The organism is Streptomyces sp. NPDC051322, from assembly GCF_040689485.1.
In the GTDB taxonomy this organism is placed as follows: Bacteria; Actinomycetota; Actinomycetes; order Streptomycetales; family Streptomycetaceae; genus Streptomyces.
This window is the reverse complement of the sequence record NZ_JBFBAK010000002.1, coordinates 222,793-244,601: the sequence shown is the minus strand read 5'-3', so window position 1 is coordinate 244,601 and position 21,809 is coordinate 222,793. Positions and strand designations below refer to the sequence as shown.

The following is a 21,809-nucleotide window of genomic DNA, read 5'->3' as shown; positions in this document are numbered from 1 at the left end:
ATGACGCAGATTTCCTCCCCCGCTCCGAGCCGGAGAAGCTTCCTCGCCTCCACCGCGGTCGCCGCCGCGGCGGTGGCGGGCGGGATGCCGCTGCTCACCGCCTGCGGCGGCGGACAGGAGGGCCGCAAGGAAGGCACCACCTCGGGCAAGGCGGCACAGAAGATCCTCCCGACGTTCGTGGCCTCCAGCGTCGTCGCCCCGGACATCCCGGCGAAGAACGGCTCACCGGCCGGCTTCACCAAGGCGATCCCGACGGCCGAGCTGAAGACCTCGGTGGCGAAGCAGCTGGGCAGCGGGGGCAAGCTGAAGATCATGGCCCCGTTCTGGGGCAGCCCGCCGAAGGGTGACAACCCGTATTACACGGCCATGAACAAGGCCGTCGGCGTCGACGTCACCTGGCAGAACCAGGACGGCGTCACCTACGACCAGAAGCTCGGCGCGATCCTCGCCTCCAGCGACATCCCCGACGCCGTGGTGGTGCCCGACTGGAACCTGACGGGCCGGATACCCACCGCGATCAACGCCAAGTTCGCCGACCTCGGACCGTACCTGTCAGGCGACAAGATCAAGGACTACCCCAACCTCGCGGCCGTGCCCACCGAGGCGTGGCAGCGTGGCATCTTCGGCGGCCAGCTCCGCGCAGTCCCGATGCCGTCCTCCTACGTCGTCGGCATCGCCCCCATGTACCGCGAGGACCTCTTCAAGAAGAAGGGCTACACCGTCCCGAAGAGCCCCGACGAGTTCCTGTCCTGGGCCAAGGAGGCGAACCAGCCCAAGTCGAAGGTCTGGGCCTGCGACGACATGAAGTGGACGGCCTTCAACATCTTCGGTGTTCTGCCGGGCAGCGACCGGGCGCTGTGGTGGAACATGGAGGGCGGCAAGCTCGTCAACCGCATCGAGACCGAGCAGTACCTGGCAGGCCTGGAGTGGACGCGCAAGCTCTACGCGGCGGGGGTGGTCCACCCGGACGCGGTCTCGGGCAAGGCCGGAGGCAGCGCGGCCAACCGCTTCACCGCCGGACAGGTTCTTGTCTACAACAACAACATCTCCGACTGGTGGGGCAAGACGGCCGAACAGCGGACCCAGAATCCCGACTTCGAGATGGGTGTATTCGACATCTTCGGCCCCGACGGCGGCGATCCCACGCTGTGGGCGGGTCAGCCGGGCGGCATGTTCAACTTCGTCAGCAAGAAGGCGAGCAAGCAGCAGATCAAGGACTTCCTCGCGCTCTGCAACTACTGCGCCGCTCCTTACGGCACCAAGGAGTTCATGCTCACCGCCTACGGCGTCGAAGGACCCGACTACACGGTGAAGCGCGGCCTGCCGGTCAAGACGCAGCAGGGCATCAACGAGGTCAGCGGCGCCTACGACCTCACGGGCAACCCCGCACCCTACGTCGCCTACCCCGACTTCCCCGACATCACCCGGGGCATCGTCGAGTGGCAGCAACGCATGGGCGCGTTCACCAAGAAGTCCTCCTTCTTCGGGCTGACCGTCACGGAGCCCACCCGCTGGGCCAACCTCGCCGACGACTTCGAGCAGCTCGAGGACGACTGCGTGCGAGGACGCAAGAAGATCAGCGATGTGCAGCAGGCCGTGTCCGACTGGAAGAAGAAGGGCGGCGACGACCTGCGCGACTGGTACAAGAAGCTGCTCGACGAAAACGGCTCGGCGAACTGATCCGGGGCTCAAGCAAGGAGACGCCCGTGTCCCACAGCACGGTGCCTCGGAGCACGACCGAGGCGAAAACCCCCCCGAAGACTCCGGTGGCGTCAGGCGGCGCCGCCGTCGGACCCCCGGCCCACGGACCGAAGAACTCGGGCAAGCTGAGCCTGAAGATCAGATTCAAGCGTGACCGCGTACTGATCCTCATGACGGTGCCGGTGGTCCTGCTCCTCCTGGTCTTCAGCTACATACCGATCCTCGGCAATGTGGTCGCCTTCCAGGACTACGACCCGTACCTCAGCGACAACGGCTTCGTCGCCATGTTCCAGAGTCCCTGGATCGGCTTCGAGCAGTTCCAGCGGATCTTCGCCGACTCGGCCTTCTGGCACGCCGTGCAGAACACCCTGGTGCTGTTCTCCCTGCAGCTGGCGCTCTACTTCCCGGTCCCGATCCTGCTCGCGCTGCTCATCAACAGCGTGGTCAGGCCCCGGGTGCGGGCGGTCGCCCAGGCGGTCATGTACCTGCCGCACTTCTTCTCCTGGGTCCTCGTCGTCACCGTCTTCATGCAGATCTTCGGCGGCGCCGGCATCATCGCGCAGACCCTTCGCCAGCACGGCTATGAGGGCTTCGACCTGATGACCAACCCGGAGGTCTTCAAGTACCTGGTCACGGCCCAGAGCGTCTGGAAGGACGCGGGCTGGGGCGTCATCGTATTCCTTGCCGCGCTCTCCTCGGTCTCCACCGACCTGTACGAGGCGTCCGCCATGGACGGCGCCGGACGCTGGCGGCGCATGTGGCACATCACGCTGCCTGCCCTGCGACCGGTGATCGCCCTCCTGCTGGTGCTGCGCGTCGGCGACGCCCTCACCGTCGGATTCGAACAACTGCTCCTCCAACGACAATCCGTCGGTGTCCACGCTTCCGAGGTCCTCGACACCTACGTGTGGTGGAACGGCATCCGGAACCAGGACTTCAGCTATGCCGCCGCCGCCGGGCTCATCAAGGGCGTGGTCGGCCTGGCGCTCGTACTGATCGCCAACAAGGTGGCCCATCTCATGGGCGAGCAGGGGGTGTACAAGAAGTGACCGCCGTTCTCGACACACCGTCCGACGACGCGCCACGCGTCAGGCAGCCGAGCGCCTGGGCGGCCCCGCCCCGCCCGGTCTGGGAGGAACCGCCCTCCAAGGCCGGACTGGCGGGTAAGGGGACGGCCCTGACCCTGGCCTGCCTGGCCATCCTCTTCCCGCTGTGGATCGTCATCGTCACCAGCCTCCAGTCGAAGAAGACCATCGACGAGGCCGGCGGCCTGGTGATGATCCCCAAAGGCATCACGTTCGTCGCCTATGAGTCACTTCTCAGCGGCGGCCAGGTACAGAAGGCCGCCCTGGTGAGCATCGGCGTGACCCTGGTCGGCACACTGTTCAGCATGACGGTGTCGGTCCTGTGTGCGTACGGCCTGTCGCGCAGCGGTTCCCTCGGCCACCGCTGGATCCTGATGACCCTGCTGACGACGATGTTCTTCGGGGCCGGACTCATCCCCACCTACCTGCTGGTGCAGGCCCTCGGTCTGATGGACACCTACCTGGCGCTGATCCTGCCCAGCGCCGTGAGCGTCTTCAACATCCTGGTGCTGCGCGCGTTCTTCATGGGCATCTCCCAGGAACTCATCGACAGCGCCCGCATCGACGGCGCCGGTGACTGGCGGATCCTGTGGAAGATCGTGATGCCGCTCTCCCGGGCGGTCCTCGCGGTGATCGCCCTCTTCTACGCCGTGGGCTACTGGAGTGCCTGGTTCAACGCGTCGATCTATCTGACCGACCAGGACATGATGCCGCTGCAGAACGTGATGATCCAACTGGTGCAGATGCAGCAACGCCCGGTGGGTCTCCAGGCACAGATCAACACCGGTCAGCTCTCGCCGCTCGCGATCCAGATGGCGGTGATGGTGATGGCGCTGCTACCGGTGGCCGTCCTCTCCCCCTTCGTCCAGAAGCACTTCAAGAAGGGCATGCTCACCGGCGCCGTCAAGGGCTGACCCGAGCTCGAACCCCCGAAATCTCCGCCCCCGAGCCGCACAGAACGAGGTATGTCATGCACGCGTCCCGCCCGAGCAGACGAGCCGTTCTCGCCGGGACCGCGGCCGCCGCCGCGCTCACCGCCGTACCGTTTCTCCCCGGCCGCGCGCACGCTGCCGAGGCTGGTGCCGACAGCCCGAACTACCGCTGGCGCAACGCTGTGATGGGCGGCACCGGCTTCATCACCGGCGTCCTCTTCCACCCCTCCGTGCGCGGCCTCGCCTACACCCGTACCGACATCGGCGGTGCCTACCGCTGGGACGACCGGATCGGCCGCTGGATCCCGCTGACCGACCGGATCGGCTGGGACGACTGGAACCTCCTCGGCGTCGAGGCCATGGCCGTCGACCCCGCCCACCCGGACCGGCTGTACCTGGCCTGCGGCACCTACTCCCAGTCCTGGGCGACCAACGGCGCCGTCCTGCGCTCCGACGACCGCGGGACCACCTGGAAGCGCACCGACCTCTCCGTCAAGCTCGGCGCCAACGAGGACGGCCGCGGATGCGGTGAGCGGCTGCTCGTCGACCCGCGGGACAGCGACACCCTGTGGCTGGGCACCCGGCACGACGGGCTGCTCAAGTCGACGGACCGGGGCGCCACGTGGAAGGCGGTGAGCTTCCCGGCCACCCCCAGCGCCACCGGTCAGGGCGTCACCTTCCTCGTCGCCGCGGGCCGTACCGTCTACGCCGGCTGGGGCGACTCCGACGGCACGGCCGCCGAGCCCAACCTGTACCGCACGTCCGACGGCGTGACCTGGGAACCCGCCCCCGGGCAGCCCACCGGCGCCGCCGCCAAGGTCCCGGTCCGGGCCGCGTACGACCGGCACACCCGCGAGCTGTATGTGACGTACGCGAACGCCCCCGGCCCCAACGGCCAGTCCGACGGCAGCGTGCACAAGGTGCGCACCACCAACGGGAAGTGGACCGAGGTCACGCCGGTGCGGCCGGGCGGGACCACCGCCGACGGTGGCACCGACAGCTTCGGCTACGGCGGTGTCGCCGTCGACGCCCGCCACCCCGGCACCGTCGTCGTCTCCACCAACAACCGCTGGTCGCTGATCGACACGCTGTACCGAACCACCGACGGCGGCCGCACCTGGAAGTCCCTCAAGGACAGGGCCGTCCTCGATGTATCCGAGACCCCCTACCTCACGTTCGGCTCCGACAAGCCCAAGTTCGGCTGGTGGGTCCAGGCGGTCGGTATCGACCCGTACGACGCGAAGCATGTCGTCTACGGCACCGGCGCGACCCTCTACGGCACCCGCGACCTCAAGCACTGGGCCCCGCAGATCCGCGGCCTGGAGGAGGCGTCCGTGGTGCAGATGATCTCGCCCCCGACCGGGCAGGCCCACCTGATCAGCGGTTCCCGGGACATCGGCGTGCTGTACCACGACCGGCTCACTGCGTCCCCGTCGCGCGGCATGGCCTCGAACCCCGTGTTCGGGTCGGCCACGGGACTCGCGCAGGCCGCGGCCAAGCCGTCGTACGTGGTCCGCACCGGCTCGGGCGACAACGGCAACGGCGCCTACTCGAACGACGGCGGGAAGACCTGGGCACCCTTCTCGTCCCAGCCCGACATGGCCAAGAGCTCGCCGGGGCTGATCGCCGCCAACGCTGACGGCAGCGTGCTGCTGTGGTCCCCCGGCTCGACGTACCCGGGCTACCGCTCGGCGGACAACGGCGCCACCTGGTCCGAGGCGGCCTCGTTCCCGAAGGGCGCCAACCCGCTGGCGGACCCGGTCGACCCGACCCGCTTCTACGCCTTCGACACGGCCACCGGCACGCTGTTCGCCAGCACCGACAGCGCCCGGACCTTCACCGCCCGGGCCTCCGGCCTGAGCGCGGGAGACAGTGAATTCCAGCTGGCCGTGGCACCGGGGCGTTCCGGCGACCTCTGGCTGAGCCTCAAGTGGAACGGGCTGTACCGCTCCACGGACGGCGGCGCGACCTTCACCAAGGTCGGCAGCTGCTGGGCCTCGTACACCCTCGGCTTCGGCAAGGCCGCCGAAGGCGCCTCCTACCCGGCGATCTACCTGGTCGGCTCCACCGAGAGCAGCACCGCCGTGTACCGCTCCGACGACGAGGCGAAAACCTGGGTGCGGGTCAACGACGACCGGCACCAGTGGGGCTGGATCGGCGCGGCCATCACCGGCGACCCGCGCGTCCACGGCCGGGTCTTCATCGCCACCAACGGACGCGGCGTGCAGTACGGAGAGTCTGCCTGATGCCCGAGCTGAACGATGCCACCCGTGGCCGCCTCCTCTATGGCGGCGACTACAACCCGGAGCAGTGGCCGGAGGAGATCTGGCACGAGGACCTTCGCCTGATGAAGTCGGCCGGCGTCAACTCGGTCACCCTCGGCGTCTTCTCCTGGTCGATGCTGGAACCCGAGCCGGGCGCACGGGAGTTCGGCCGGCTGGACACGCTGATGGACCTGATGCACGACAACGGCATCGGCGTCGTCCTGGCCACGCCGACCTCCGCGCCACCGCCCTGGATGGGGCGGCTGCACCCCGACACGCTGCCCGTCACCGAGGAGGGCCGCACCGAGTGGTGGGGCGGCCGCCAGCACTTCTCGCACTCCAGCGCCACCTACCGCCGCTACGCCGCCGCCATCACCGAGGATCTGGCCGCCCGGTACGGCGGCCACCCGGCCCTCACCATGTGGCACATCAACAACGAGTACTGCACCTTCGACTACGGCGACGAGGCGGCGGCCGCCTTCCGCCGCTGGCTGCGGGAGAAGTACGGCACGCTCGACGCCCTCAACGAGGCCTGGGGCACCGCCTTCTGGAGCCAGGGCTATGACACCTGGGACGGCATCCTGCCGGCTCGCCGACCCCATTACATGCGCAACCCCACCCAGGTACTGGACTTCCGGCGCTTCACCTCCGACATGCTCCTGGAGTGCTACGTCGCCGAACGCGACATCGTCCGCCGCCACACCCCGCGCCTCCCGGTCACCACCAACTTCATGCCGTTCTGGACGGGCCAGGACGCCTGGAAGTGGGCCGAACAGGAGGATGTCGTCTCGGTCGACATCTATCCGGATCCGGCGGACCCGTGGGGCGCCCAGTACAACGCGATGATCGGGGACATGACCCGCTCGCAGGCCCGCGGCCCGTGGATGCTGATGGAACAGGCAGCGGGCCCGGTGAACTGGCGGGGCGTCAACCACCCCAAGCCGCGCGGCCTCAACCGTCTCTGGTCGCTGCAGTCGGTGGCGCACGGGGCGGACGCCATCTGTTACTTCCAGTGGCGGCAGTCCCGGCAGGGCGCCGAGAAGTTCCACTCCGGCATGGTCAGTCACGCGGGTGAGCAGGGCCGCACCTTTCAGGAGACCAAGCAGCTCGGCGCCGACCTCACCGTGCTCTCCGATGCCGCCACCGGATCGGCCGTTCCGGCCGAGGTCGCCGTGGTGCACGACTGGGAATCCTGGTGGGCGGATCAGCAGGACGGCCGGATCTCGTCCGAGGTCGACTATCCGGCTGTGGTACGCGCCTGGCACCGGGCGCTCTGGGAGTCCGGCCACACCACCGACTTCGCCCGTCCGGAGCAGGAGTTGAGCCGGTACAAGCTGGTCGTGGTCCCGCATCTTTATCTGCTCACCGACGCCGCCGTGGACAATCTGGTCACGTACGTACGCGGCGGCGGCACCCTGGTCAGCGGGTTCCACACCGGGGCTGCCGACGAGGACGACCGGATCAGAGCGGGCGGCATGGACGCCCGGCTGCGCGACCTCTTCGGCATCGCCACGCTCCAGGAGTGGTGGCCGCTGGACGCGGGGACCACCGTGCAGTGCGACGGCTTCGTCGGCACCCTCTGGTCGGAGGAGCTCGAGGCGGGCAGCGCGGAAACGGTCGCCAGCTACCGCAGCGGCGAGCTGGACGGACTTCCCGCCGTCCTGCGCAACGGCTCTGCCTGGTACCTCTCGACGCTGCCCGAGCCCGGCGCGCTCCGCGAGCTGCTGGCGCGGGTGGCCGACCGGGCGGGGGCGCGACCGGTGCTGACCGGGCTGCCGGCCGGGGTGGAGGCGGTACGCCGGGGTGACCTGCTCTTTCTGCTCCAGCACGGCCGGGACCAGGTCACCGTGTCGGTGCCGGGCCGCCACCACGATCTGCTGTCCGGCGCCACCGTGGACGGCGTCGTGGAGCTCGACCGCTACGGCGTCGCGGTGCTCCGGAAGGCCCCCTGATGACCGACGGCCGCACACCCGCGGAAGGCACCTGGGAAGCCCGGCCGGCGACCCGCTGGGAGGACGCCTTCCTCAGTGGCAACGGCCGGCACGGCGCGATGGTGTACGGCGACCCGGCCGACGACCGGGTCATCATCAGCCACCACACGCTGGTGCGTCCCAACGGCAGCGAGGCGCTGCAGCCGCCGGAGCTCGCCAACGGCCTGGGGCGGCTCCAGGACGCCCTGCTCAGCGGGGACACGACCGCGGCGGAGCGCTTCGGAGCGGGGTATCCGCTGCGGTGGGTGCAGCCTTTCCACCCGGCCTTCCAGGTGCGCGTCCGTCAGGACGTGTCGCTCGCCGCCGACTATCGCAGGCGGGTCGACTTCGCCACCGGGGTGGTCAGCGCGGAGTGCGGTCAGCGGCTGAGCCGGGTGTTCGTGTCACGCGCCGACGACGTGGTCGTCCAGTACCTCAGCGGCGCCATGCTGTCGGCCGACCTCGCGCTGGACCACCGGTTGCCGGGCGCACCCTCGCGGCTCGCGGTGGGCCGCAGCGCGGCCCTGACCCGGGACGGCGCGCAGCTCACGCTGCGCATCGGCTACCCGGACAGCCACCGCTCGTACACCGGGGTCACCGTCGCGGTGGCGGAGGGGGGGACAGCCGTCTTCGCGGGTGAGGGCATCCGTTTCGACGGCGCGCGCGGTCTGCTGCTGCTCACCCGGGTGCGGCGCCGCACTCCCGGCGAGGTGGCCGGCCCGGCCGACGACCCGGCAGTCGGCCTCGCGTCGCTGCGGGCGCTGATCAGCGCGGCCGGGGCCGGCCGTGAAGGAGCGCCGACGACCCCGGCGGAGCTGTACACGTGGCTGCTCGGCCGTCATACGGAGCTGCACACGACCGCGTACCGCCGTGTCAGGCTCTCCCTCGGGTCGGCTCCGGCCGAGCGGCGGCTGCCCGGCTCGGAGCTGCTGCGACGCCCGGCGAGTCCCGCGCTTCTCGAGCGGCTCTTCGCGGCCGGCCGCTACCACCTGCTCTCCGCCAGCGGTCTCCTGCCGCCCCGGCTGACCGGGCTGTGGAGCGGCGACTGGGACACCGCGTGGGCGGGCGCGTTCACCACCAACGCCAATCTCAATCTGCAGACGGCGTCCGCCGCTCCGGGGGCGCTGCCCGAGGTCTCGAACGCCCACGCTGCATTCGTCTACGGCCAGTTGGCCGACTGGCGCGACAACGCGCGGGCGCTCTTCGGGGCGCGGGGCATCGTCGCCCCTACGCACACGGACGGCGAGTCGGGACACGTCCGGCACTTCCAGCGTGCTTATCCGCTGCACCTGTGGACGGCGGGCGCCGACTGGCTGCTGGCACCGCTGCTCGAGCAGGCGCAGACCAGCGGGGTCACCGATCCCCGGCTCGTCGACGCTCTCACCGAAGTGGCCGTGTTCTACGAGGACTTCCTCAGCCGGACCGGCCGGGACGGCCGGATCGTCATCGTGCCGTCCTACTCGCCGGAGAACCGCCCGGCGAACGCGAGCTGGGGCACCCTCAATGCCACCATGGACATCGCGGCGGCCAAGCACGCGCTGACCACGGCCGCGGCCCAGGCCCCCGGACATTTGGGTGCGGAGCGGTGGCGCGCACTGGCCGGGCGGCTCCCCGACTACCGGGTGAACGAGGACGGCGCACTCGCCGAATGGGCCTGGCCGGGCCTCGCGGAGAACTACGACCACCGGCACCTGAGCCACCTGTACCCCGTCTGGCCGCTGGACGAGATCAATCCGTACGACACACCGTCGCTGGCCGCCGCCGCGCGGCGGGCACTCGAACGGCGCGGCTCCGAGAACGACTCGGCCCACGGCCATCTGCATCATGCGCTGATCGCCGCCCGGCTCCGGGACGGCGAAGGAGCCGGGAACGCCCTGGACTCCGTGCTCGGCGGGAATTTCTTTCATGACTCGCTGATGAGCTCGCACTACCCGGCGCGCGATGTCTACAACGCCGACGCCGCGCACGCGCTGCCTGCCGCGCTCATCGAGATGCTGGTGCAGTCCACACCGTCCCGGCTGGTCCTGCTGCCCGCGCTCCCCTCCGCCCACCCCACCGGCGAACTGCGGGGTGTCCGCACCAGGTTCGGCGCATCGGTCGAGCTCAGCTGGGGCGACGGCCGGGCCACGGCCGTGCTGCGCCCCACCCGCACCGTCCGCGTGGACCTGCGACTCGGCGCGGGCCTGGCTCTCGCAGACCCGCCTGGCAACGGGCCGCACCTCAACGGCCGCTCTCCCGCTGAACGGCCCCCCACCGAACTCCCGGCGGGCACCGATGAGGTCCTGCTGGACCTGACGGCCGGCGTGGACTGCCTCCTCACCCTGAGGCCGCAGTAGTTCATCCCGCCCATGGAAGGAAGCCACCCCCATGGCACGTCGCACCTTCGGCACACTCCTGGTGTGCCGACGGGTCAGCCGGCCGCAGCGGCCGGACCGGAACTGGCGCGGACCGTCAGCTCCGGTTTCAGCAGCTCGACCTGGTCCCCGGCCCGGCCCTGCAGCTTGGCGACGATGTGCTCGACGGCGCGCCTGCCCATCTCCTGCGCCGGAATCGCCACCGACGTGACGCTCACCGACGCCTGGACGGCGACCTGTTCGGGACAGACCGCCACCACGGACACGTCCTCCGGGAGGGCCCTGCCCTGCTGCCTGAGCAGATTGAGCAGCGGCTCCACCGCGAACTCGTTCTGCACGATGAACCCGGTGGTCCCCGGGCGTTCGTCGAAGATCCGGGCGAGCGTCCCGGCCATCGCTGCGAAGCCGCCCTCGCACGGCCGGTGCAGCACCCGCACGCCGAGTTCGCGGGCGCGCGAGCGGATGCCTTCCACGGTCCGTTCCGCGAAGCCGGTGTGTCGTTCGTACACTGCGGCCGCCTCGCCGATCACAGCGAGCTCCCGGTGTCCGAGGCCGGCGAGGTGCTCCACACAGAGCGCTCCGGTGGCGACGAAATCGAGGTCCACGCAGGTGAGTCCGACCGGGTCGGCGGGCAGTCCGATCAGCACACCGGGGCGTTCGGAGTCACGGAGCAGCGGCAGCCGCTCGTCGTGCAACTGCACATCCATCAGGATCATGGCGTCCGCGAGCGAGCTCCCCGCGATCCGCCGCACCGCTTCCGGGCCTTCCTCGCCGGTCAGCAGCAGGACGTCGTAGCCGTGCGCGCGGGCGGTGGTGGCCACGGCGATGGCGATCTCCATCATCACCGGCACGTACATGTCGGTACGCAACGGCACCATCAGCGCGATGATGTTGGAACGGCTGCTGGCCAGCGCGCGGGCGCCCGCGTTGGGGTGGTAGCCCAGCTCCTGAATGCTCCGTTCGACGCGCTCACGGGTGGCGGTGGAGATGGACCGCTTCCCACTGAGGACGTAGCTCACCGTGCTGGCGGAGACTCCGGCGTGCCGGGCGACCTCGGCGAGGGTGGTCATTCAGCTCTCCATGACAGATTGCGCGAAGCGCTTCGACGCGCGTGATACGTGCGCGACATGCGAGGAAACACCGACAGTAGACGTCGCCGCAGTCGCTGTCCAGAGAAAAGTCGAAGCGCTTCGACGCATCTCGGTGCCGCGCAGGTGATGGACATCACCGTCCCCGGGTGCACGGATGCGCCCCTCCGTACGTCCTTCCTTTCGACACACCGTCGTCAGCCGAACCGCGAGGAGGGAGCGGGGCCTTGTCGTACGTCGTCCAACAAGCCGTCCAGGCTCGCCTGGTCGCATCCGCGCCCCGGATGGAGACCGTCCCGACCACCCTGCGCTACGACCGCGAAGATCCCTTCGCGGTCAGTGTGGACTTTCCGCCGCAGGCCACGCTGGAGGGCGTCGAGGTCTCCTGGGCCTTCGCCCGCGAGTTGCTGGCCGCCGGCGTCTCGGCCCCGGCCGGCGCGGGCGATGTGCGGATCAGACCCTACGGGTACGACCGGACCGTGCTGGAGTTCCATGCCCGCGAGGGCGTCGCGATGGTGCATATGCACACCTCCGAGCTGCGTATCTTCCTCGAGCGGACCGAGGCACTCGTCCCGTCCGGTGACGAGCAGAGTTTCCTGGACGTCGATGGGGGCGTCGCCGAGCTGTTGCGCGACACCTGCTGAAATTCGCTTGGCGAGGGCCTGGGTCCGGTCGTACTGTTCTTGGTGGCCCTGTTGTCGTCGATCGGAGTAGGACGTTGCGTTACTGAGGTCTTGAGACACCGTGCCGTGCAGTGCTGACGCCTGCGCGCACCGCGTGTGACCTCGGTATACGAGCTGTCCTCCCGGACCAGGGCCTTTCCCGTGCCTGGCGGTGTCTCCACCTGTTGCCCCCTTCCTTTCAGCGCTCACCGCGCTCGCCGCAACCGGGAGACCCGTATGTCCACCCAGCCCTCCACCCCGCACATCTCGTGCACCGCGCTCGCCTTCTCCTGGCCGGACGGAACACCGGTGTTCGACGGGTTCCAACTGGCCGTCGGCCCCGGGAGAACGGGCCTCATCGGCGTCAACGGCGCCGGCAAGTCCACGCTGCTGAAACTGATCGCCGGTGAGCTCGCGCCGTCCGACGGCGTGGTGCGCAGCACCGGCGAGATCGGCTACCTTCCGCAGAACCTGGTGCTCGACACCGGACTCCGGGTGGACCAGGTCCTGGGTATCGCCACCACCCGCGCCGCGTTGCACGCCATCGAGGCGGGCGATGTGCGTGAGGAGCACTTCACCGCGGTCGGCGACGACTGGGACGTGGAGGAACGCGCCCATGCTGTCCTCGGACAGCTCGGACTGGGCTCGATCGGACTCGACCGTACCGTCGGCGAGGTGTCGGGCGGTGAGTCCGTGCTGCTGAGGCTCGCCGCTCTGCTGCTCGCCGGACCCGACGTCCTGCTGCTCGACGAGCCGACCAACAACCTGGACCGCGTCGCCCGCGGCCGGCTGTACGCGGCGGTCGACGCCTGGCCCGGCGTCATGGTGGTGGTCAGTCACGACCGTGAACTCCTGGAGCGTGTCGACCAGATCGCCGATCTCCGCGCCGGGGAGGTCCGCTGGTACGGCGGGACACTTTCGGCGTACGAGGAGGCGCTCGCGGTGGAACAGGAGGCGGCCGAGCGCATGGTGCGGTCCGCCGAGGCCGATGTGCAGAAGCAGAAGCGGGACTTGGCGGATGCCCAGATCAAACTGGCCCGGCGCAAACGCTACGGGCAGAAGATGTCGGACAACAAGCGCGAACCGAAGATCGTGATGGGCGCACGCAAACGCGCCGCGCAGGAGTCGGCCGGCAAGCACCGCATCATGCACGCCGAGCGGCTGGACGACGCCAAGGAGCGCCTCAGCCGGGCGGTGGAGGAGGTGCGGGACGACGACGAGATCAGGATCGAACTGCCGCACACCGAGGTGCACCCCGGGCGGAGCGTGCTGACCCTGCGCGATCTGCGCTTGCCGTACGGAAACGGGATCGACGGTGAGTTCACCGTGCACGGCCCGGAGCGCATCGCCCTCGTCGGCCGCAACGGAGCGGGCAAGACGACGCTGCTGCGGACCGTCGCGGGTCTGCTCGAACCGGTGTCCGGTGAGGCGACGGTCCATGTCCCGCTGCGCTTTCTGCCGCAGCGCCTCGATGTGCTCGACAACGGGCTGACCGTCGTGGAGAACGTCGCCCGCAACGCACCGGAGGCCGGAAACAACCAGATCCGGGCGCGGCTCGCCCGCTTCCTGTTCAAGGGGGCACGCGCCGACCAGCGGGCCGGAACGCTCTCCGGCGGTGAGCGGTTCCGTGCCGCGCTGGCCGCTCTGCTGCTGGCGGAACCGGCGCCACAGCTGCTGATGCTCGACGAGCCGACCAACAATCTCGACCTGGCGAGCGTGCGGCAGCTGACGGCGGCCCTGGACTCGTACCGGGGGGCGCTGATCGTCGCGGGCCACGATCTGCCGTTCCTGGAGTCGATCGGGATCACCCGGTGGCTCGAGCTCGGAGGCGACCGGGAATGAGCCGAGCGGGAGCAGAACGGGGATTCCGCTCGGGAGAGATGCGGGCCATGATGGGCGCCACCGTCATGGCCCGACTCGCACCCGCGACCTGGAGAACCGTTCGTGCCCAGCAGAAAAGCCCTGATCCGCCGGCCGAGCCCGCGCCTCGCCGAAGGTCTTGTCACCCATATTGAGCGCACCCCCGTCGATTACGCGCTGGCTCTGGAGCAGTGGGGCCGGTATGCGGAGACGTTCCGCTCGCACGGTTGGGAGACGGTCGAGACCGCGCCCGCCCAGGACTGTCCGGACGGGGTGTTCGTCGAGGACACCGTGGTGATGTTCCGCAATGTGGCGCTGATCGCCCGCTCGGGTGCCGAGTCCCGCAGGGCGGAGACCGTGGCGGTCGAGCAGACGCTGGCCGGGCTCGGCTGCTCGGTGAACTGGGTGTGGGAACCCGGCACCCTGGACGGCGGCGACGTGCTCAAGATCGGCGACACCCTCTATGTGGGGCGCGGCGGCCGGACGAACGCGGCAGGTGTCCAGCAGCTGCGCGCCGCCTTCGAGCCGCTCGGGGCCAGGGTCGTCGCCGTCCCGACGGCGAAGGTGCTGCATCTGAAGTCGGCGGTCACCGCACTGCCCGACTCGACGGTCATCGGGTACGAACCGCTCGTCGACACTCCGTCCGTCTTCCCGGGTTTTCTGCCGGTTCCGGAGGAGTCCGGGGCCCATGTGGTGCTGCTGGGCGGCGCCGCGCTGCTGATGGCGGCCAGTGCGCCGAGGACCGCGGAACTGTTCGCCGAGCTGGGTTATGAGCCGGTTGCGGTGGACATCAGCGAGTACGAGAAGCTTGAAGGCTGCGTGACATGTCTCTCCGTGCGCCTACGGGGACTGTACTCATAACCTCAGGTAGTCGTACATTTCGGACCAGGGGGTTGGCGCACGCTTACTGCCCCCTTAACCTACGGATACGTAACCTACGAGTCCGTAGGTAACACACTCCCGTCCCCAGGAGCACCCGTGACAATCACCTCTCCCCACCTCGGCAGTTCGGCAGCGTGGACAGACGCCCGACTGCTGTACGCGCTGGAAGAGGTGGTGGAGAAGGAACTCAACCGCCATCTCAAGGTCGCCAAGGACTGGATGCCGCACGAGTACGTGCCATTCAGCGACGGCCGCAATTTCCCCGGCCTCTTCGAGGACGGAAAGGCCTGGGAGCCCGAGCAGTCCAAGGTCACCGACATCGGCAAGACGGCGCTGGTGGTCAACCTGCTCACCGAGGACAACCTCCCCAGCTACCACCACGAGATCGCCTCGCTCTTCGGCCGTGACGGCGCCTGGGGCACCTGGGTGCACCGGTGGACCGCCGAGGAGGGCCGGCACGGCATCGTGATGCGCGACTATCTGCTGACCTCGCGGGCCGTCGATCCGGACAAGCTGGAGCAGTTCCGGATGGCGCACATGGCGGAGGGCTTCGAGTCCGACAACCGGCACTCGATGCTGCACTCCGTGGCGTATGTCGCCTTCCAGGAGCTCGCCACCCGCGTCTCGCACCGCAACACCGGCCACCAGTCGGGGGACCCGGTCTGCGACCGGATGCTGGCGCGGATCGCGACCGACGAGAATCTGCACATGGTCTTCTACCGGAACCTGCTGGGCGCGGCCTTCGAGCTGGCGCCTGATCTGACCATGCAGGCGGTCCGTGACGTGGTCGTCGACTTCCGGATGCCCGGACACGGGATGCCCGGTTTCGAGAGGGCCGCCGCGCAGATGGCCATCGGCGAGATCTACAACATGCGGATCCACCACGACGACGTGCTGCAGCCGGTGCTGCGTTATCTGAAGGTCCTGGACATCGACGGGCTCGGCCCGGGGGGACTGAAGGCGCAGGAGGAGCTGGGCCTGTACATGGGCGGCCTGGACTCGGAGGCCGCCAAATTCGACGAGAAGCTCGCGGCCCGCAAGGCCCGGATGGCGGCGCGCGCCGCCGCCACGGCTTCGTAGATCAGCCCTGCTCGCGTCTGAGGTGGAGCCTCTCCTTCTCGGAGAGTCCGCCCCAGACGCCGAATCGCTCGTCATGGTCGAGCGCGTACTCCAGGCAGGTCACTCGTTCCTCGCAGATCCCGCAGAGCCTCTTGGCCTCGCGGGTGGAGCTGCCGGGGTCGGGGAAGAAGAACTCCGGCCCCGTCTGAGCGCACAACGCCCGCTCCTGCCACGCGAGCTCAGGGGCGTTACTGATGGTGGTCGACATGCCGGACACACTGCCCGCCGTCGATCAATGTCCGTTCAACGAACGATGAACGCGCGCGCGGCGAGCACTCACGCGGCGGCCATGGCGCTCTTGATGAGGGAGAAGGGGGCACCGGACGGGTCGGCCGCCCTGGCGATCCGGCCCACCCCCGCCAGATCCGCCGGCTCCATGACGACCGTGCCGCCGAGCTGCCGCACCTTGGCCACGGCCGCGTCGGCGTCGTCGACCTCGAAGTACGGCAGCCAGTACTTCGCGGCGTCCGCCCCGACCTGGACGAAGCCCGCGAAGTTGGCCTCGTGGCCGGCGCCTGCCGGGGCGGCCATGGTGTAGGTGCCGCCGGGGTAGGGCGCGGAGTTGATCTCCCAGCCGAACACCTTGCGGTAGAAGCCGGCGGCCGCCGGCACATCGCTGGTGCAGAGCTCGGCCCAGCAGAACGCGTTGGGTTCGTTGATCGCGTCCAGGCCGGGGTGGTCCCGGGGCTCCCAGGTCGCGAAGCGCGCGCCCATCGGGTCGCGGAACCCGGTCATCCGGCCGAGCGTGCCGACGTCTTGCGGTCCGAACTCCAGCGTTCCACCGGCCTGCTCGACCGTCTCCACGGTGACTTCTGAGTCAGGGACCTGGAAATAGACCCCCCAGGCTGCCTGCGCCTGCTCGACCTGCATCACCGCGCCGGTCTTCTTCCCGTCCAGCGCGTAGGTGCCGTATCCACCGAACTCTTCGCCGGCCGACTCGAATTCCCAGTCGAACAGTCCCCGGTAGAAGGCGTTCGCCCCGTCGCGGTCCGGGGTGCCCAGGTCGATCCAGTTCGGCGAGCCTGCGGCAAACGGGGTGCTGAGCATGGCGTGCTCCTCTGTTCGGTATCCCGTGTCTGTTCGGTGTCCCGTCGACGTGTGACCCGAGTCTTGCACCGAGCACTGACAATCCGGCCCGGCGCCGACGGAGCCGTACGACCGACCGGGTACAACGGCGCCCCCAATGGCGCAGTGCGCGCGGCGCAGACAGGCGGGGACAGGTCTTTGCCCGGAGCTGTTCGGGCCCCTAATCTGGCTCAGCGGCAGGCGACGCTCAGGTAAGGATTCATCCATGGCGGAGAACGTCAGCGACATGCTCGCGGAACTGGACTTCTCGTCCGTCTCTCCGCAGGAGTTCGCGCGAATGATCAAGGGCTTCTCCGCCCGTCAGCTCGGCGAGATCGCGCGCGGCGACCAGCGCCGACGGGTGCTCGCGGAGGTCTTCGGGCGCATGGCGCGGCAGTTCCGCCCGGAGAACGCCGGTTCACTCAGTGCTCTCATCCGCTGGAGGATCACCGGCGAGACCGAGGTGGTGTACGAGGCCTCCATCGCCGACGGCGTGTGCAGCGTCGCCGAGGGCCGTACCGAGGCCGCCCCGCGACTCACGCTGATGCTCGGCGACGCCGACTTCCTCAGGCTGGTGTCCGGCAATGTCGGCCCGGTCACGCTGTTGATGCGGCGCAAGGTCAAGCTCACCGGCGACGTGGGCCTGGCTGCCTGCCTGAGCCGGTATTTCGACATTCCCAGAGCCTGAGAAGTACCCGAACAAGAGGGAACGTTTGTGACATCCCCGGGCAGCGGTCTACATTTCTGGGAACGAGATTTCCGGGAGGAACGTTTCCCATGCCCGAGGTGACCCCCGAACGACGGCCGGCCGGCGAGCTCGAGGCGAGCGTGCTGGCGGCGCTGTGGGCTGCCGACGGGCACCTGACCCCCGCCGAGGTCCAGCGAGCTCTCGGCACCCGGCTGGCCCGGACCACCGTGACGACGATCCTCAGCCGGCTCTACGACAAGGGCTGGGTGAGCCGGACCCGCTCCGGCCGGGGTTTCGCCTACACGCCGACCGAGGACTCCCCCGGTCTCACCGCCCGCCGGATGCACACGGAGCTGGAGAAGGAGGAGGACCGCTCCACCGTCCTCGCCCGCTTCGTGTCCCAGCTGAGCACGGACGACGAACAGCTGCTGCGGGCCCTGCTGGGGGACCAGGAGAAGTGATCTACGCAGTCTGGGTGCCCCTGCTGATGCCGTTCCTGGCGGTGCCCGCCGCCCGTCGGCTGGCCGAGCTGATGGCCCCGCGGCAGGCCGTCCGGCTGCTGGCGGCCGCCGCGGTCATCCTCGGTTGCTGCTCCACGGTGGCCCTGGGGCTGCTGGTGGTGGCGGGCGCACTACGGCTGCCGGCGGTGGCCGCGCTGGGCCGGCTGATCCACCCGCCCACCGGCGACGGTCCGGTCGGGGCCGTCGCGGCGGTGGCGGCCGCTTCGCTGATCGGTGTCTGTGCCACTGCCCTGGTGCGCACCGTACTGCGGCAGTGCGCCGAGCTCCGCGCCGCCCGGCGGCTGGTCGGCGGGACCGCTCGCACCGGTGAGCTGGCCGTGCTGCGGGACGCCGGCCCTGCCGCGTACGCCCTGCCGGGGCGCCCGGGCCGGATCGTGGTGACGACGGGCATGCTCAAGGCTCTCGACCCGGGTGAACGCGAGGCGCTGTTCGCGCACGAGCGGGCCCATCTCGCGGGCCGCCACCATCTCTTTCTCGGCGCTGCGGAGCTGGCCGCTCTCTGCCACCCGTCGCTGCGCGGGCTGCGCGCCCCGCTGGGTTACGCCCTGGAGCGGTGCGCCGACGAGGCAGCCGCCGGGGCCGTGGGCGACCGCTCACTGGCGGCGCGCGCCATCGGCCGCGCGGCGCTGGCCGCCCACCGAGCGCCCGCCGTCCGGCCGAGCGTCGTGCTTGCCGTCGACGCCGGGCCGGTTCCGCGCCGGGTCGCCGCGCTGCTCTCGCACCGGCCCGCCGGCGCGGTGGCGAACCGACGGGAGGGTCGCACCGCACGCGCCATAGCCGGCGCACTGCTGGTCTGCGTAGCGCTGTCGGCCGCGGGAGCGCTGGAAGCCGCGACGGATCTGCACGCCGGCATCGAAGTGGCGCAGGGCGAGACCGGACCGCGCTGACAGCCGCCGGTCGGGGCGCCGCTCGGCGGCGCCGACCGCTCCGAGTGCCGCCGGAGGCTGCGGATAGCATTCCCAGGATGTTGACGAACTGGGCGGGGAACATCGCCTTCAGAGCACAGCGGATAGACCGGCCCACCACCATCGACGAGCTGCGGCAGCTCGTCACCGCCGGGGCGCGGGTGCGAGCGCTGGGCAGCGGACACTCGTTCAACGAGATCGCCGACACGGACGGCACCCTGGTCACGGTGGCCGGCCTGCCGCCGGTGATCGAGGTGGACCGGGCCGCCTCGACGGTCAAGGTCGCGGCCGGCGTGCGGTACGCCGAACTGGCCCGCGAGGTGCACGCGCAGGGGCTGGCGCTGCACAACATGGCGTCACTGCCGCACATCTCCGTCGCCGGATCGGTCGCCACCGGCACCCATGGCTCCGGGGTGACCCACGGGAGTCTCGCCACCGCGGTGCGGGAGCTGGAACTGGTCACCTCCGACGGTGAACTGCTGACGCTGAGCCGGGACCGGGACGGTGATCGCTTCGCGGGCACGGTGGTCTCACTCGGTGCGCTGGGTGTGGTCACCACGCTCACGCTGGATCTGGTGCCCGGCTTCGAGCTGGGTCAGCGGGCCTACACCGGACTGCCGCTGGCGCTGCTCGACGAGCACTTCGACACGGTGGCCTCGGCCGCGTACAGCGTCAGCCTCTTCACCGACTGGCGCGGTCCCCGCTTCGGGCAGGTCTGGCTGAAGTACGCCGCCGGGCAGGAACCCGCGTTTCCGTGGGCTCCCGAAGCGTCCGGCCCACTGCATCCGGTACCCGGGATGTCACCCGTGCACTGCACGCAGCAGCAGGGGGTGCCCGGCCCCTGGCACGAGCGGTTGCCGCACTTCCGGGCGGAATTCACCCCGAGCGCCGGTGCGGAGCTGCAGTCCGAGTACCTGATGGACCGCCGGCACGCGGTCGCCGCACTGCATGCCGTGGACGCGATCCGGGACGCCGTCGCCCCGGTGCTGCAGGTCTGTGAGGTACGGACGGTCGCCGCCGACGACTTGTGGCTCAGCCCGTCCTACGGGCACGACTCGGTCGCGTTCCACTTCACCTGGGTCAAGGACACCGAGGCGGTGCTGCCGGTGGTACGGCTGCTCGAGCAGCAGCTCGAACCGTTCGCGGCGCGCCCGCACTGGGGCAAGGTGTACACCGTGGGGGCGGACCGGCTGCCGGATCTCTATCCGAAGCTGACGGACTTCCGAAGCCTGGCACGGGAGCTGGATCCGAAGGGCAAGTTCACCAATGCGTTCCTGGCCCCGGTGCTCGACGGCAGCTGAGGCGGTCGGCCGTCACAGGCCGGGTTGCCCCGGCCCCCGGCACAGCGGCCCGCCGCTTTTCACAACCCATTTATTAACCCTTGCGATCGCCGGGTGGGCCCTTTAGCCTGGCGTTCCGTCCCGAAGCTGGAGTGCGGTCATGCTCGGTCCTGTCAACAAACGCACGTCCCGCGACATCCGCACCGCCAACCGGTACGAGGTGCTGCGGCAGATCATCGCCGGGTCTCCGCTGTCCCGCCAGGAACTGGCGGCGGCCACCGGGCTCAGCCTGGCGACCGTGGCCTCGCTCGTCGGGGAACTGCTGGAGCTCGGCCTGCTCACCGAGGTCGGCTTCGAGGACTCGGACGGCGGCCGCCCCCGCGGGCTCGTCGCGATCGCCCCGACCCGGGGTGCCCTGATCGGCGTCGACGTGGCGGAGACCTACGTGCATGTCGAGCTCTTCGATCTGTCGCTCACCTCGCTGGCCCACACGGCGGTGGAACTGCGGCCCGGCGATCAGCAGCCGGACCGGGTGGTCGCCCACATCGCCGCCGGGGTCGCTTCGGTGGTGGAACAGTCGGGGACGGACCCGGGCCGGGTGCTGGGCGCCGGTGTCAGCATGCCCGGCCAGGTGGACCGGGCCTCCGGCTCGGTGGTGTACGCCGCCAACTGGGGCTGGCACCAGGTCCCGTTGCTGAGCCTGCTGGCCGAGCACATCCCGTATCCGCTGTACCTCGACAACCCGCTGCGCGCCTGCACGGTCACCGAACTGTGGTTCGGTGCGGCGCGTGGACGTTCCGACGCGGTCGTCATCAACCTCGGTACCGGGGTGGGCGCCGGGATCGCGCTGGGCGGTGCGCTGCACCGGGGCGCGACCAACACGGCAGGCGAGTGGGGGCACACCACCCTGGTGCTCGACGGCCGGCTCTGCCACTGCGGCAATCACGGCTGCGTCGAGGCGTACGTGGGCGCGCCGGGCATCATGCAGCAGTTGCGCGAACTCGGCGCGGAGAGTCCCCTGTTGCGCCCCGACGACCAGACGGCGACCATCCGGGCGCTGGGGTCCGCGCTGGCCGCCGGGGATCCGGTGGCGGTCCGGGTGGTGCGCGAGACGGCCCGCTACCTGGGTGCGGCCGTCGCCGATCTGATCCAGCTGCTCAATCCGGAAGTGATCGTGCTCAGCAGCTGGGTCGCCGCGACGCTCGGCAAGCCGCTGCTCGACGAGGTGCGCGAGGCGGTGGCCGCGCGAGCACCGGCCGGGCCGCTCGCCGCCACCGAGATCGTGCTGAGCCCGGTCCCCTCCGACCCGGTGAGTCTGGGCGCGGCGACCTTCGCGCTCGAAGGGGCGGTCGCATCATCCGCACAGCAGGCGGCACGGAAGAAGACCAGCAGAACGGTCCGGCGCTGACCGCGCGCCGCCCCCTACCGGACTT

Annotated in this window: 18 protein-coding genes; 15 read left to right on the top strand and 3 right to left on the bottom strand. The window is 70.0% G+C overall.

Features of this window, described 5'->3' with window-relative positions:
- From AB0436_RS05335 to AB0436_RS05310, 6 genes are read left to right on the top strand one after another with little or no spacing between them, the layout of a single operon-like run.
- Nucleotides 1-1,680, top strand: coding sequence for an extracellular solute-binding protein (locus tag AB0436_RS05335; protein WP_366466371.1), 1,680 nt, complete (start codon nt 1-3; stop codon nt 1,678-1,680).
- Between the two features lie 26 nt (nt 1,681-1,706).
- Nucleotides 1,707-2,750, top strand: coding sequence for an ABC transporter permease subunit (locus AB0436_RS05330; RefSeq protein WP_366466370.1), 1,044 nt, complete (start codon nt 1,707-1,709; stop codon nt 2,748-2,750).
- On the top strand, nt 2,747-3,700 hold the full coding sequence (locus AB0436_RS05325) for a carbohydrate ABC transporter permease (protein ID WP_366466369.1): 954 nt from the start codon (nt 2,747-2,749) through the stop codon (nt 3,698-3,700). Before AB0436_RS05330 ends, AB0436_RS05325 begins: the two co-directional genes overlap by 4 nt.
- Nucleotides 3,701-3,756: 56 nt before the next feature.
- Nucleotides 3,757-5,964 (top strand): 1,4-beta-glucanase, encoded by a 2,208-nt coding sequence (locus AB0436_RS05320; protein ID WP_366466368.1) that lies wholly within the window; start codon nt 3,757-3,759, stop codon nt 5,962-5,964.
- Entirely contained in the window at nt 5,964-7,934 is a 1,971-nt protein-coding gene (locus AB0436_RS05315) for a beta-galactosidase (RefSeq protein ID WP_366466367.1), read from the top strand. The genes AB0436_RS05320 and AB0436_RS05315 overlap by 1 nt, the downstream gene beginning before the upstream one ends.
- The gene (locus tag AB0436_RS05310; protein WP_366466366.1) at nt 7,934-10,288 is read left to right on the top strand and encodes a glycoside hydrolase N-terminal domain-containing protein; all 2,355 of its coding nucleotides are present in this window, start codon (nt 7,934-7,936) and stop codon (nt 10,286-10,288) included. The genes AB0436_RS05315 and AB0436_RS05310 overlap by 1 nt, the downstream gene beginning before the upstream one ends.
- Nucleotides 10,289-10,362: 74 nt before the next feature.
- Here AB0436_RS05310 and AB0436_RS05305 read toward each other — a convergent pair whose 3' ends face one another.
- Entirely contained in the window at nt 10,363-11,376 is a 1,014-nt protein-coding gene (locus AB0436_RS05305) for a LacI family DNA-binding transcriptional regulator (RefSeq protein WP_366466365.1), read from the bottom strand.
- Between the two features lie 245 nt (nt 11,377-11,621).
- On the opposite strand from AB0436_RS05305, the gene AB0436_RS05300 reads away from it, so the two are divergent.
- The 4 genes from AB0436_RS05300 (at nt 11,622) to AB0436_RS05285 (ending at nt 15,878) form a co-directional block, all read left to right on the top strand.
- Nucleotides 11,622-12,038: an SsgA family sporulation/cell division regulator gene (locus AB0436_RS05300; RefSeq protein WP_366466364.1), complete on the top strand. Its 417-nt coding sequence runs from the start codon at nt 11,622-11,624 to the stop codon at nt 12,036-12,038.
- Between the two features lie 255 nt (nt 12,039-12,293).
- Entirely contained in the window at nt 12,294-13,898 is a 1,605-nt protein-coding gene (locus AB0436_RS05295; protein ID WP_366466363.1) for an ABC-F family ATP-binding cassette domain-containing protein, read from the top strand.
- Between the two features lie 102 nt (nt 13,899-14,000).
- Entirely contained in the window at nt 14,001-14,777 is a 777-nt protein-coding gene (gene ddaH / locus AB0436_RS05290) for a dimethylargininase (protein WP_366466362.1), read from the top strand.
- A gap of 117 nt (nt 14,778-14,894) precedes the next feature.
- The gene (locus AB0436_RS05285) at nt 14,895-15,878 is read left to right on the top strand and encodes an acyl-ACP desaturase (RefSeq protein WP_366466361.1); all 984 of its coding nucleotides are present in this window, start codon (nt 14,895-14,897) and stop codon (nt 15,876-15,878) included.
- 1 nt (nt 15,879) lies between these two features.
- On the opposite strand, the gene AB0436_RS05280 is transcribed toward AB0436_RS05285, so the two are convergent.
- Nucleotides 15,880-16,125: a WhiB family transcriptional regulator gene (locus AB0436_RS05280; RefSeq protein WP_366466360.1), complete on the bottom strand. Its 246-nt coding sequence runs from the start codon at nt 16,123-16,125 to the stop codon at nt 15,880-15,882.
- A gap of 68 nt (nt 16,126-16,193) precedes the next feature.
- Nucleotides 16,194-16,964 carry a VOC family protein gene (locus AB0436_RS05275; RefSeq protein ID WP_366466359.1) on the bottom strand — a complete coding sequence of 257 codons (771 nt, stop codon included), beginning with the start codon at nt 16,962-16,964 and terminating at the stop codon, nt 16,194-16,196.
- 244 nt (nt 16,965-17,208) lie between these two features.
- Between AB0436_RS05275 and AB0436_RS05270 the strand changes: the two genes are divergently transcribed.
- The 5 genes from AB0436_RS05270 to AB0436_RS05250 all read left to right on the top strand — a co-directional run bounded on the left by AB0436_RS05270 (nt 17,209) and on the right by AB0436_RS05250 (nt 21,784).
- Nucleotides 17,209-17,670, top strand: coding sequence for an SCP2 sterol-binding domain-containing protein (locus tag AB0436_RS05270; RefSeq protein WP_366466358.1), 462 nt, complete (start codon nt 17,209-17,211; stop codon nt 17,668-17,670).
- A gap of 89 nt (nt 17,671-17,759) precedes the next feature.
- Complete coding sequence (locus tag AB0436_RS05265; protein ID WP_365855203.1) at nt 17,760-18,131, top strand: BlaI/MecI/CopY family transcriptional regulator; 372 nt, start codon at nt 17,760-17,762, stop codon at nt 18,129-18,131.
- The gene (locus AB0436_RS05260) at nt 18,128-19,078 is read left to right on the top strand and encodes a M56 family metallopeptidase (RefSeq protein ID WP_366466357.1); all 951 of its coding nucleotides are present in this window, start codon (nt 18,128-18,130) and stop codon (nt 19,076-19,078) included. The genes AB0436_RS05265 and AB0436_RS05260 overlap by 4 nt, the downstream gene beginning before the upstream one ends.
- Nucleotides 19,079-19,155: 77 nt before the next feature.
- Nucleotides 19,156-20,397 carry an FAD-binding protein gene (locus AB0436_RS05255; protein ID WP_366466356.1) on the top strand — a complete coding sequence of 414 codons (1,242 nt, stop codon included), beginning with the start codon at nt 19,156-19,158 and terminating at the stop codon, nt 20,395-20,397.
- Between the two features lie 139 nt (nt 20,398-20,536).
- A complete protein-coding gene (locus AB0436_RS05250; RefSeq protein WP_366466355.1) occupies nt 20,537-21,784 on the top strand; it encodes an ROK family protein in 1,248 nt (415 codons plus the stop codon).
- The last annotated feature ends 25 nt before the right edge of the window (nt 21,785-21,809 follow it).